Below are 12,983 nucleotides of genomic sequence, written 5' to 3'. Positions count from 1 at the left end.
TTACATTTATATGTGAAAATAAAATATCTTTAACACACCAAAAAAACAAATTAATAATCCTTAAAACACCACTATGAACTTCAACGTTACCCAAATCACAAGAATTAATCAGCAAGATTTTGTATTTTCAGACAAAAGCAATCTTACTTTCCCAATCCCTCCTTTAGCCTCTTCACAACTTTACAGAAATCAGGGAGTCCTTACCTTAAAAATATGTGCTACTGTTTACATCAACTCTAAAGATTCAGCTGCCCCAGCAGTTCGTACACTAATAGAAAACGATACTAATATCGAAGTTTATTTTGACTATACATGGGATGAAAGCACACCAGATACCTATGATGTTTGGTATGTTGAAATCGATTATATTTCTGACAGAATTAGCCAAATTACATCTGTTACATCTTATTTAAGAAATCTGGACCCTGAAACTTCTAGAGGAACTACAACATCTGTAGACGGGTAGTCTTCAGATCCCATAAGCAATCACATCGTTTAATTTTATCTTTAAAAAATTAAACGATGTTTCACAAATCATAATTGAATCAGGGAATAATGAGAAAACTTAACTTACTTTTCTTTTCAATTTTATTTATTTTTCCTTTATATATCTTTAGTCAAGTAAATTCCAGTCTCATTACTTTTAGTGATTGTATAAAGAAAAAAGCTAATGAATTTCCGAAAGAAGTAAACTTCAATAAAGCCCAATTTTTTTATTTAAAAAAGAATTGGGACTCTACATTGGTATATTCTATGAAACAATTAAGCTCAAGTAACAACAATGAGCTTAAAGATTATTGTCATTACTTTAGAGGATACAGTTTTAGAGAATTAAAACTATTAAAAGAAGCAAAATCAGAATTAAATTTAATTTCTAAAAAATTTATATTCTACAATTTAGTAAACTATAAATTTGGCGCCATTTCATTAGAATTAAAAGAATTTGAGAAAGCCATAAGTTACTTTAACAAAATAGAAAAACTTCCAATTGTAAAAAATGGCGATTATAAATTAAGTAATATCTATGAAAATCTAGGAACAAGTTATCTGCATCTTGAAAAATATAATATTGCCGAAAAATATCTTTTTAAAAGCACTTCTCTTAAAATAAAAGAAAACGACACATTATCTATTATAAGTTCATACCTAAATCTTGCAAATCTTTATTACTTACAATATAAAGATCAACAAGCCATTCCATATTTTGAAAAAGCCTATTTTTTATCCAAAAAAGTAAAGGATTTTAATAAAAAGAAAGAGGCCGCTTTAAATATGGCTGTAGTGGAAGAAAACAGAGGCGATTTTAAAAAAGCCTTAATCTACAGAAAAGAATTAGGACAATGGAAAGACTCCCTAAACAATCAAAACAAAATCTGGGCAGTTGCCGATTTTGAGAAGAAATTTGCAGTTGCACAGAAGCAAAAGCAAATTAAAGTTCTTGAAGTCGAAAACAAACTTAAAAATGCACAGCGTAACGGTTTATTTTTTGCTGCCGTTGGGCTGTTATTGATTTTAACAGCAGGAGTTTACCTCTACGCTCAAAAAGTAAAAAACGGTAAGACTATTTTGCGCCAAAAAAACAAACTTGATGAACTAAACGCTACCAAAGATCAGCTATTCTCGATTGTCAGCCACGATTTGCGCTCGTCTGTTAATGCTTTAAAAACCAGTAACACTAAATTATCTTCTACACTGGAAACCAAAAACTATGACGAATTAAATCATCTAATAATCCAAAACAGTACTATCGCAAATGGCGCTTACACTTTGTTGGATAATTTGCTGCATTGGGCGATGTTACAAACCAAACAGTTGTACTTTCAAAAAGAATCCATTCATTTGTACTCTATCGTTCAACAAATTGAACACAACTACAAACCTTTGCTTCTTGACAAAGCCATTACTTTTGAAAATTCGGTCTCAAAAAATAGTTTTATCTTTGTAGACCTCGATTCGTTAAAAATTGTACTTCGAAATTTATTAGACAATGCTATTAAATTTTCGAATGAAAATAGCAAAATCAGCTTTTACACCCAGGAAACCCACCCTGATTTTTGTGAACTTGTTATTCAGGACAATGGTATAGGAATGAGCGAAAGCACCATTCAGGAATTACTCGCTGACAATGCTTTACTTGCCAAAAAAAACAACACTGAAATTATAGGTACCGGTTTAGGTTTGCAGCTGTGCAAACAAATGATCAAAAAAAATGGCGGAACAATAGCCATAGAAAGTGAACTCCATGCAGGAACTAAAATGATTTTGACTTTCCCAAAAACAAAAAACAATGGATAATATTCATGTATTAATTATAGAAGACACTCCTGAACAAAGCGATGCTCTGCGTAAAGTACTGCTTCAAAACAATTATAAGGTTGTAGGCATAGCAACTAATTTTGCTGATGCGTTAAAACTCTTTTACGAAAATACCATCGACATTATTATTATTGATATTTTCTTAGACGGGAAACCGGAAGGAATCACATTTGCGGAATCGATTAACATTATTCCAAATGCAGCAAAACCGTTTGTGTTTTTAACCAGCTCGCAAGACCGTCAAATTTTTGAAAAAGCCAAGCTTACAAAACCGTTCAGCTTTTTACTAAAACCTTTTAATGAATTGGAAATTCTTTATGCCATAGAAATGGCTGTAGAAAAGTTTTATGCTCAAACCGAAGTTTTTCAGACTGAAGAACAAGATACTGTGATTAGCAACGACTACTTATTTATAAAAAAGAAGAACTCCTTAAAAAAAGTAGCATTAAATGATATCCTTTATATTGACGTTGAAGAACGTTATTGCAATATCATAACCGAGAAAGAAAAATTCGTAATTCTTATCTCTTTAACAAAAATCAGCAATCTACTGGATAAAAACAGATTCATAAAAACACATCGAAATACAATTGTAAACACAAATAAAATTGAAGAAATTATTCTGGCTGATAATCTCATTATTTTAAAAGGCGACCACAAAATAAATCTAAGTGATACCTACAAAGATTTTATAAAAAAGATGAATATTTTGTCATAACAACAGTAAGACGAAAAAATAAAAACTCAGCAAATCCTCTCTATCCGGGAGGATTTTTTTGTTTTAAAAGAAGAATACCCTCCCACAGGGTTAGTAAAAAATTTCATGACAAAAAATTCTGCTTTCATGACATTTTTAATTTCCTTCCCGCAAATCGAAATTACTTTTACACCAAGAAATCCAAATTATAAAATCTAAATGAGAATTGAATTAAACAGACCATCGGACATGAAGCTTTTATCTATATTAAAAAAAATAAAAAACAACCCCTGGGTTGGCGTAACTGTCTCTCTTCTCTTTATCATTCCTTGTTTATATAAAATTCTGGACGACATCACCGTTTTCAGAATCGAATATCTTTTGTTAGCCATTGCATTTCCGATCTACATCAAATCGCTTAAAAAAATATTTGATGACATTTTAGATACCTCAGATGATTTTTCAGATTAAAAAATAAATTTTGCCCCAATTTTATCGAGACACTTTGGCTTAATCTTTTTAAGCCTGAGTGTTTTTTTTATTTTAAGACAGGACAGCTTTCCAAACTCAATAATACCGCATAAATCATTCGCTTTTTAAGTCAAAAAATAACAACCTTATTAAAATTTAACAAAAAGACCATTGTTGTTAATATTTTTTTGATATTTTTGAAGAGCTATAAACCAAAAAATCAAAACCACCAATCCTTTGAAGAAAAACCAAATAAAAGGTCAATATATAATTTTATTGGTCTTATTCTTAAATGCGTACATAATTTACGGGCAAACAAACAACGAAATCTTAGTATACAACTGGTTTGACAAAAATCTGGGCGTAGAATCCTTAGAATTTGAAAATGGACCCGCCCATTTAAACTTCGACAAAACAGTCAACAACGAAAACCGGTATTACATTTCCGAAGATTTCAGAAAAGGAAGTATGCAGTATAATAATCAAAATTATTCTGATCTGTTACTCAACTACGATACTTATACCGACGAACTGATTATAAAACCGTATGGTGAACTTAACACCACTAAAATTAATCTCTTTACCCAAAACATCAGTTACTTTAAAATAGGCAATGATAAATTTGTTCATTTAGACGTTCCGAGTTCAACCACTTTCAGGAAAGGATACTATGAAGAAGTTCCGGTGGGAAACAATGTTATTCTTTACATAAAACACTCTAAAGAGAAGAAAAAAAGCAATAAAGCCGAAGTTGATTTAATAGGATATACAGACAGAAAAGAATTCATCCTTTTAAAGCAAAACAATTTTTATCCTATAAATGATAAAAAAGAGATCATAACTTTATTTCAGGAGAATAAAAGAAAAATAAATGATTTTTATCTACTGTATAGAAATCTAAGAAAAGAAGATGCTGCATTATTTATGAAAAACCTCCTCAAGTACATAAATAACTAAAATCTGTAGCAATTATCCAAATGAGAATATTTACCCTTCTTTTATTATTTTTCGGTTTTAATCAATGTATTTATTCACAAGATCAAAAGATTAGTATAAATTACAACAACATCAATCGGATTGAAGTTCTAAAAAAAATAGAGGCTTCTACAAATTATAAATTCTACTTTCAAAAGGAATGGATAGACAACAACGTATTAATATCCGGAGATTACTCTAATAAAGCCATACAGGATGTACTAAGCAAAATCTTTGAAGACACTGATCTGAATTTCTTTATTACCAAAAACAAAGTCATTCTGACCAAGAACAGTATCATCTATGACAAATTTCAAAATGATAAAGTTAAGGCTGGCAATATTCCAATCTTTTTTCAACAGTATGATTCTGTAAAGAAGAACAAAACAGATCAGGCTGCCCCTATTGCATTAATTGGAAAGGAATCCATCGATTCTGAGACTGATTTTTATACCATTTCAGGCTATATAACGGACCTAAAAGACGGTAAACCTCTTGCTGACATAACGGTAAAAGCAAAAAACACCACCGCAACAACCGTTACAAATGCTCAGGGATTTTACAGTCTAAAACTACCTGTTGGATTGGCAACAATCGAAATCGAATCATTACTGTACAATAACACCGCCCGTAAAATAATGATTTACAGTGATGGTACTTTGGATTTTCCGATAATTGAAAAAATAAATCAATTAAAAGAAGTTTTGGTTAAAGGAAAAAACAGTCAAAATATAAGAACTGCAATAACAGGAGTTACAACAATTGAAGCCGAAGGCGTAAAAACTGTTCCTCTCGTTCTGGGAGAAAGAGATGTTCTAAAAATTGCCCTCACCATTCCCGGAATAAAAACTGCAGGAGAAGGCTCTTCTGGATTTAATGTAAGAGGAGGAAAAGAAGATCAAAACCTAATGTTGTTGGACAACGGAACAATATACAACCCTGCTCATCTTTTTGGTTTTTTCTCTTCCCTAAACCCTTACACCATCAATAAAGTTGACATTTACAAAGGAGGTATACCATCTGAATTCGGCGGCAGATTGTCATCGGTTTTTGACATTACTTCTAAAAACGGAAACACAGAGAAATTTTCGGGTGAAGGAGGAATTGGTCCGGTTACCAGTAACCTTACCGCTTCGATCCCTGTTGTAAAAGGAAAAGCAAGTTTATTATTGGGAGGCAGAGCCACTTACTCGGACTGGATTCTAAAAACCTTAGACGATGAAAATCTCAAAAACAGCCAGGCTTCTTTTTATGATTTGTTTGCAAAATACAGTCACAAAATAAACAAAAACAATACTGTTGAAGGCACCGCCTATTACAGTAAAGATAAATACACTATTACTCCCGACTCGTTGTATCAATACAGCAACCGCTTGATTTCTTTGAAATGGAAACATGCTTTTAATGAAAAAAACAACAGTGAACTTAATGTCTCCAATAGCGAATACAAATTCAGTATCGATTACGAATCTGTGAATCCTGAATCTTTTATTTTCAAGTACAAAATAAACGAAACTCAAGCAAGTCTTAAATTCAATAGTGAACTGAACAGTAAGCATAAATTTACTTATGGAATATCAAGCAAATTATACAACGTTAGTCCCGGCGAGCTCAGTCCTGATGGAGAAACTTCGATAGTGACTCCTATAAAGGTGGATGACGAAAAGGGATTGGAATCAGCGCTGTTTTTCTCTGATAAGTTTAAAATTACCGAAAAACTATTGTTAGATGTTGGAGCGCGATACTCCTTATATGCGGCTTTAGGAGCATCTACACAGAAAATTTACAAAGAAGATGTACCTAAGACTCCTTCAACAGTTATAGAAGAAAAAACGTATGGTAATAATAAAGTAATTACGACTTACGGAGGTTTTGAACCAAGGCTTGCTTTGCGCTATATATTTGATGAAAGTCTATTTGTAAAAGCCGGTTTCGATAAAAACTACCAATACATCCATTTGTTAACCAATAACACAACCCAATCGCCTACAGATACCTGGAAGTTATCTGATTTGAATGTAAAACCGCAAAGCGGACTACAGTATTCTCTTGGGATTTTCAAAAAACTGGATTATAAAGATATTGAGTTAAGCCTGGAAGGATACTACAAAACTTCTAAAAATATACTCGATTACAAAGTTGGAGCCAACTTACTTTTAAACAAGGATCTTGAAACGGAATTACTGCAAGGTAATGGAAAGGCTTACGGTGTAGAGTTTTTGCTAAAAAAATCAACCGGAAGACTTAATGGCTGGCTTGGGTACACTTACTCAAGAACCTTTATAAAACTGGACAGCAAGTTTAACGATGAAAAGGTAAACAATGGTGCCTACTTTCCAACTAATTTCGATAAACCGCATGATGTAAGCATCGTAATGAATTACAAATTTACACACCGCTATAGTTTTTCTTCCAATTTTGTATATCAAACCGGAAGACCAATAACCTATCCTATCGGAAAATACAATTACAACGGTGCCGAATACACCCTGTATAGCGATCGTAACAAATACAGAATACCGGATTATTACAGACTAGACATAGGATTAAATATTGAAGGCAATCATAAGATAAAAAAATTAGCACACAGTTTCTGGAACATCTCCATTTACAATGTGCTGGGGCGTAATAACCCTTATTCTATCTTTTTCGTAACAAAAGAAGGCCAGGTAAAAGCCTATCAAACCTCTATTTTTTCTGTTCCGATACCAACAATTACCTATAATTTTAAATTTTAAAAGTTATGAAAAAGATCTTACACTACGGATTTCTTATAACGATACTTCTTTCAATTGTATTGGGATGCACAACACCCTATTCGTACCAAACTAATGGTTTCGAAGATGCTCTGGTAATAGAAGCCACCATGACCGATCAATTTAAAAACCATCAAATTAAATTGTCCAGAACGTATAAACTTGACGGAAAGAAACCAACCTTTGAAAGTAAAGCGGTGGTATATGTTACCGATGATCTGGGTAATAAATATGATTTTCAGGAAAAAAATGAATCCTATATTTCCGTAAACCAGTTTCAGGCCAGTCCCGGCAGAGCCTATCAATTGCATATCCTTACGAAGAATGGAAGAACATATGTCTCTAATGAGGAAAAACTGCCACAACAGACTCAAATCGAAAAAGTAGAAGCAAAAACTTTGACAAAAAAAGGAGAACTGGGAGTTGAAATCACCGTAAATAGCAATGATCCAACAAATAAATCCCGATATTACCGATACGAATACGACGAAACTTATAAAATTGTTGCTCCAAAAGCTTATCCTAAAAAGGCCGTTGCTGTTTTTTTTGCCCCGGGCTCCAACCCAAAAGGACAAGTGGTATTTGAAGACAGAACAACAGAAGTAAGAGTTTGTTACTCAGATAAAAAATCGAATGAATTAATTCTAACCAATACAAACCAACTAAGCGAAGACAGAGTTACTGATTTTCCAATTAAATTTATTAGCAGTAAAGACCCCATCATAAGAAGCAGATACAGCATTTTAGTCAAACAATATGTACAGAATCTCGCTGCCCATACTTTTTATGAGACCCTTAAAGAAATTGCTGACATAGGAAGTATACTATCGCAAACCCAGCCTGGTTTTTTCTACGGAAACATAAACCCTGTTGACAATCCGGGTGAGAAAGTGATTGGTTTTTTTAATGTGTCCTCCTATTCCGAAAAAAGGATCTTTTTTAATTTTACCGATCTTTTCCCTAAAGAACCAATCCCTAAATACCAATATTATTGCCCCTCTCCCGTTCCTGAAAATGAAATAAATGATTTTTATTTCGAATACTGCTTCAATCCCAACAACGAGATTTGTCGAGGAAATGACATTTTAGATTTACTTAAAAGCGGAATAAAAACTTTTTTCCCTAATGAGTCACCTACTTCTTACCTACTATATCCCGTTGAATGCGGAGATTGCACTTCATTTTCATCAAACATAAAACCATCATTTTGGATAGACTAAAACAGATAACGATCATCACTTTAGCAATGTGTTTTCAGCAGATATTATTTGCTCAAAAAAACAATGCCGTAACTGAACTGAATACAATAGATCAAAACCTTAATGAGTCCATTTACATCAGTACAAATGCCAATTCCTATATAACCGGAGAATCTTTATTCTACAAGGTTTTCTGTATCAATAAATCAACAAACGAAATATCAAAATATAGCAAAGTTGCTTACTTGCAACTAGTCGACAAAAACAAAACAACAATCCTTACCCACAAATTATTTCTGGAAAACGGAACCGCCAGCAGCGACTTTTTCATTCCAACAACTCTGGAAACCGGAAACTATAAAATTATAGGATATACCAACTGGATGCTGAACAAAGAAGCCTCAGAATACTGCAATATTGACATTTACATCTTAAACCCTTACAAAGATAAACCTGTAAACACCATTTCTCAAAAAGAAGTAACTTTAGCAGAAACGATAACAAACAGAGACATCTCTTTTAATTTAAAAAGCAAAATTTACAAAAACAGAGATCAGGCAGAATTGCAAATCAACACAAATTCTGATGAGTTTACAAAAGGGAATTATGTGCTTTCAGTAAGAAAAGCAGATGGTTTTATCGCTCAAAAGAAAATCAATTTTGAAGAACTTAGTGCAGGCAATACTTATAAAAATTCTCTATCAGAAATAAAAAACCCTAATTTTCTATTGCCGGAATTACGCGGTGAACTAATTTCAGGAAAAATAAGATCCAGCAATGCTGACATAAAAAATAAAAAAATAGCTCTTTCTATAGTGGGCAAAAATTATACATTGAAGCTTGCCAAAACTGATAATGAAGGAAACTTTATTTTTAATCTGGAAAAGCCAAACTCAAACTCCAATGTAATCGTTCAAATTCTGGAAGACAACAAACAGGATTATACCATTGAAATGGACAAACCGAAAAATATCAATTTTTCAAATTTAAGCTTTCCGGAATTTCAGTTCAATTCAGACTTCAAACAGAATATTTCAGAAAGACTGATTTCCACTCAAATAGAAAACGCCTATTACAATCTTAAAAAAGACAGCATATTAGCCTCAAATGATACCATTCCTTTTTACAACAATTTATCAAAAGAGTTTAAACTGGACGCTTTTACACGATTCGCAACTATGGAAGAAACGATAACTGAAGTTGTAAAAGGCGTCTATTTTTCAAAAGATAAAAACAACTATGCTATTCATGTTTACGACTACGATCCTAATTACGAATCTCCTTTACCAACTTTAATAATCGTAGACGGATTGATTATAGAAGACCTAAACGAGTTATTTCATTATAACCCAAAAAACATCCATAAAATCAATGTTGTAAAAGGAATTTACAATTATGGAGCAAAATCTTTTAACGGCTTAGTTTCGTTTACAACTAAAAATGGCGATTACGAAACCAAACTTAAAGGCAGTTTTATTATCAGACCCGAACTTCTAAGACCACAGTCTAAAAAAGAATACTTTAAACCTGATTATACCGGCACTAAAAATGAAAGAATTCCTGATTACAGACATCAGCTTCTTTGGATTCCTAAAGTGGATTTAAGTGATGTAAATTCAAAAATACAATTTTACACCTCGGACGTATCCGGCAAATTTGAAATCACACTTGAAGGATTTTCTGCTTCGGGAAAACCCGTTTTTATAAAGGAGACTATCGAAGTTAAAGAGGCGCTTTCAAATTAGATGGGAAGAGATAAAAAAGCAGCCAAACAATTAATTTGTAAAAATAATTTAAATTAATTGTAACTTTTTTTGAACTCATTACGTATAACCATTTGCACACTTAAAAATTGAGGAGACAAAAAACATGAGACAACTTAAAATCACCAAGCAGGTAACCAATCGTGAAACTGCATCATTAGACAAATACCTACAAGAAATTGGAAAAGTTGACCTAATTACCGCCGATGAAGAGGTAGAATTAGCACAAAGAATAAAAGCCGGTGATCAAAGAGCATTAGAAAAATTAACAAAAGCTAACCTACGTTTCGTTGTATCGGTTGCTAAACAATATCAAAATCAAGGATTAACTCTTCCTGACTTAATTAATGAAGGAAACTTAGGTTTAATTAAAGCCGCTCAGCGTTTTGATGAGACTCGTGGTTTCAAATTCATCTCTTATGCTGTATGGTGGATTCGTCAATCGATCCTGCAGGCTTTGGCAGAACAATCTCGTATTGTTCGTTTACCATTAAACAAAATCGGTTCTATCAATAAAATCAACAAAATGTATGCTTTATTAGAGCAATCTAACGAGCGTCCGCCTTCTGCTGAAGAAATTGCAAAAGAACTTGACATGACTGTAAATGACGTAAAAGAGTCTATGAAAAACTCTGGTCGTCACCTATCAATGGATGCACCTCTTGTTGAAGGGGAAGATTCTAACCTTTATGACGTTTTACGTTCAGGAGAATCTCCAAACCCGGACAGAGAATTAATTCACGAATCATTACGTACTGAAATTGAGCGTTCACTAGAGACATTAACTCCAAGAGAGGCCGATGTTGTTCGTTTGTATTTTGGTCTTGGCGATCAGCACCCAATGACTTTAGAAGAAATTGGAGAAACTTTCGATTTAACTCGTGAGCGTGTTCGTCAGATTAAAGAAAAAGCAATCCGTAGATTAAAACATACTTCAAGAAGTAAAATTCTTAAAACTTATCTTGGATAAATTCCAAAGTTCCAATTATAGCAATTCCAAATTCCAATTATTTTGTTGGAATTTGGAATTTATTTCAAAACTACCTATATTGGACGACAAAGCAAACAACAGTTTGATTGACTGTTCGTTTTTTGATTGATGATTGAAACTCCGGCTGATTACCGGAGTTTTTTATTTTATTTTTTTTACTGCAACACCTTTTCAGATCAGACTTTTAAAAAAATACAATGCTTCTTGAATTTATTACTCCAATCAAAACATAAAAACTTTGCATAAATCTTTGCGAGCTTTGCAATTAAAAAAATTAACTTTGCAAAAAAAACAACACAACACACAACTACACAATGAAGAATACACTTATTGCTCCTTCTGTTCTGGCAGCTGATTTTGCTAATTTGCAACGTGATATCGAAATGATCAACAACAGTCAGGCCGACTGGTTTCATATTGATATTATGGACGGAGTTTTTGTTCCGAATATTTCTTTCGGAATGCCGGTTTTAGAAGCTATTTCGAGACATGCTAAAAAAACGATAGACGTACACCTGATGATTGTTGATCCGGATCGTTACATTAAAACCTTTGCCGATTTAGGCGCCAATATCTTAAGCGTACATTACGAAGCCTGCACACACTTACACAGAACGCTACAAGCCATCAAAGCTGAAGGAATGAAAGCAGGAGTTGCAATTAACCCTCACACTAATATTGATTTATTAGAAGATGTAATCAACGATATTGATTTAGTCTGTATCATGAGCGTAAATCCAGGTTTTGGAGGTCAGTCGTTCATCGAAAATACCTATGCTAAAGTAGAGAAGCTAAAAGCCTTAATTACCCGTAAAAATGCTTCGACCATTATTGAAATTGATGGTGGTGTGACCAGTAAAAATGCCAAACAATTAGTAGAAGCCGGTGCTGATGTTCTGGTTGCCGGAAGCTTTGTATTTAAAGCTGAAAACCCAACTCAGACCATTGCTGAATTAAAAACTTTGACTACTTTTTAGATTCTTTAAATTGGGAAAGAAATCAATTCCGGTCATTTTCTCAAGAGTCTCAATTGGAACTACAAAATCATAAAGTGATTTGTCACTATCCTTGTTCGGAACTAAAAAAGCAATAGCCTTATGTTCCTTTCCGGTTTTGACCAGGATAATTTTATAAAAATAGCTAGGAACAGATACTTTTTCTGTTCCTATTTTTTTATCCGAATCTTTCAGAATTCCTCCTGTCACTACATAAATGTCATGATACTTTTCAGCCCAATAACGTGTTTTCTGTTCCAGCCTGTTCCAAATTCCACTGTTGAAATCGTGATCTTGTGGTGAAATATTTGAAGTGTAAAAGGTATCGTTATAAGCACTTTCATTAAACTCCATATCTCCCGCAGGACAAAGATGCCCCTTATCATAACCCGACTTTTTATAATTCCTCCAATCTGCGGAACCGGTTGTTACTTTTGGATCTTCAATAAAATAAGGGCGCTTATAATCAGTGTTTTTTAGATATTCTTTCTTTAATTCATAAGCAACCCATTCTGCCTGTTCAAATTTCTCATTATAGGACAGCGTATAATAGTCATGTTTTACAATTTGTCGCGTCGTAGAAGTAGGCAAATACGCTGCTGTAAATACGGAATCTGAACTGCTTTGATTCGAAACAAATGGAGTCTGCTTCTCCTGTTCGGACAGTTTTACACTTTCATTAATTTCTTTTTTACAGGATAACAGCACAAACCCCAACAAACTCAAAAGGATATAATTTTTCATCTTTCTTTCGGATATTTTTTATCTGATTTCCAACATCTGTAGAATACCGTTAAATCTACAAAAAAACGCTCCAAAA

General features: G+C 33.1%; 11 protein-coding genes. 10 read left to right on the top strand and 1 reads right to left on the bottom strand.

The window, feature by feature from the left end; all coding sequences use genetic code 11:
• The first annotated feature begins 73 nt into the window (after positions 1-73).
• The 10 genes from M4I44_RS07060 (at position 74) to rpe (ending at position 12,145) form a co-directional block, all read left to right on the top strand.
• The gene (locus tag M4I44_RS07060) at positions 74-466 is read left to right on the top strand and encodes a hypothetical protein (protein WP_017494816.1); all 393 of its coding nucleotides are present in this window, start codon (positions 74-76) and stop codon (positions 464-466) included.
• 287 nt (positions 467-753) lie between these two features.
• Entirely contained in the window at positions 754-2,295 is a 1,542-nt protein-coding gene (locus tag M4I44_RS07055; RefSeq protein WP_249966905.1) for a tetratricopeptide repeat-containing sensor histidine kinase, read from the top strand.
• Entirely contained in the window at positions 2,288-3,034 is a 747-nt protein-coding gene (locus M4I44_RS07050) for a LytTR family DNA-binding domain-containing protein (protein WP_017494813.1), read from the top strand. The genes M4I44_RS07055 and M4I44_RS07050 overlap by 8 nt, the downstream gene beginning before the upstream one ends.
• Before the next feature lie 198 nt (positions 3,035-3,232).
• Positions 3,233-3,484, top strand: coding sequence for a hypothetical protein (locus M4I44_RS07045; protein WP_017494812.1), 252 nt, complete (start codon positions 3,233-3,235; stop codon positions 3,482-3,484).
• A 237-nt stretch (positions 3,485-3,721) separates the two neighbouring features.
• On the top strand, positions 3,722-4,441 hold the full coding sequence (locus M4I44_RS07040) for a hypothetical protein (protein WP_249966904.1): 720 nt from the start codon (positions 3,722-3,724) through the stop codon (positions 4,439-4,441).
• A gap of 20 nt (positions 4,442-4,461) precedes the next feature.
• A complete protein-coding gene (locus M4I44_RS07035) occupies positions 4,462-7,197 on the top strand; it encodes a carboxypeptidase-like regulatory domain-containing protein (RefSeq protein WP_249966903.1) in 2,736 nt (911 codons plus the stop codon).
• Between the two features lie 5 nt (positions 7,198-7,202).
• A complete protein-coding gene (locus M4I44_RS07030) occupies positions 7,203-8,435 on the top strand; it encodes a DUF4249 domain-containing protein (protein ID WP_249966902.1) in 1,233 nt (410 codons plus the stop codon).
• Positions 8,423-10,159 carry a hypothetical protein gene (locus M4I44_RS07025; RefSeq protein ID WP_249966901.1) on the top strand — a complete coding sequence of 579 codons (1,737 nt, stop codon included), beginning with the start codon at positions 8,423-8,425 and terminating at the stop codon, positions 10,157-10,159. Before M4I44_RS07030 ends, M4I44_RS07025 begins: the two co-directional genes overlap by 13 nt.
• Before the next feature lie 124 nt (positions 10,160-10,283).
• Positions 10,284-11,147 (top strand): RNA polymerase sigma factor RpoD/SigA, encoded by an 864-nt coding sequence (locus M4I44_RS07020; protein ID WP_007804760.1) that lies wholly within the window; start codon positions 10,284-10,286, stop codon positions 11,145-11,147.
• A 335-nt stretch (positions 11,148-11,482) separates the two neighbouring features.
• The gene (gene rpe, locus M4I44_RS07015) at positions 11,483-12,145 is read left to right on the top strand and encodes a ribulose-phosphate 3-epimerase (RefSeq protein ID WP_017494806.1); all 663 of its coding nucleotides are present in this window, start codon (positions 11,483-11,485) and stop codon (positions 12,143-12,145) included.
• Here rpe and M4I44_RS07010 read toward each other — a convergent pair.
• Entirely contained in the window at positions 12,122-12,907 is a 786-nt protein-coding gene (locus M4I44_RS07010) for a DNA/RNA non-specific endonuclease (protein WP_249966900.1), read from the bottom strand. The two genes, rpe and M4I44_RS07010, sit on opposite strands and share 24 nt — an antisense overlap.
• Between the last annotated feature and the right edge of the window lie 76 nt (positions 12,908-12,983).

Source organism: Flavobacterium sp. B183 (genome assembly GCF_023539155.1).
Classification (GTDB): domain Bacteria; phylum Bacteroidota; class Bacteroidia; order Flavobacteriales; family Flavobacteriaceae; genus Flavobacterium; species Flavobacterium tructae.
This window is presented reverse-complemented; position numbering and strand designations above follow the sequence as displayed.

Bases quoted from the DNA above. Each gene is read 5' to 3' on its own strand.
- M4I44_RS07060 (WP_017494816.1), top strand. From the start codon at position 74: ATGAACTTCAACGTTACCCAAATCACAAGAATTAATCAGCAAGATTTT.
- M4I44_RS07055 (WP_249966905.1), top strand. From the start codon at position 754: ATGAAACAATTAAGCTCAAGTAACAACAATGAGCTTAAAGATTATTGT.
- M4I44_RS07050 (WP_017494813.1), top strand. From the start codon at position 2,288: ATGGATAATATTCATGTATTAATTATAGAAGACACTCCTGAACAAAGC.
- M4I44_RS07045 (WP_017494812.1), top strand. From the start codon at position 3,233: ATGAGAATTGAATTAAACAGACCATCGGACATGAAGCTTTTATCTATA.
- M4I44_RS07035 (WP_249966903.1), top strand. From the start codon at position 4,462: ATGAGAATATTTACCCTTCTTTTATTATTTTTCGGTTTTAATCAATGT.
- M4I44_RS07030 (WP_249966902.1), top strand. From the start codon at position 7,203: ATGAAAAAGATCTTACACTACGGATTTCTTATAACGATACTTCTTTCA.
- M4I44_RS07020 (WP_007804760.1), top strand. From the start codon at position 10,284: ATGAGACAACTTAAAATCACCAAGCAGGTAACCAATCGTGAAACTGCA.
- rpe (WP_017494806.1), top strand. From the start codon at position 11,483: ATGAAGAATACACTTATTGCTCCTTCTGTTCTGGCAGCTGATTTTGCT.
- M4I44_RS07010 (WP_249966900.1), bottom strand. From the start codon at position 12,907: ATGAAAAATTATATCCTTTTGAGTTTGTTGGGGTTTGTGCTGTTATCC.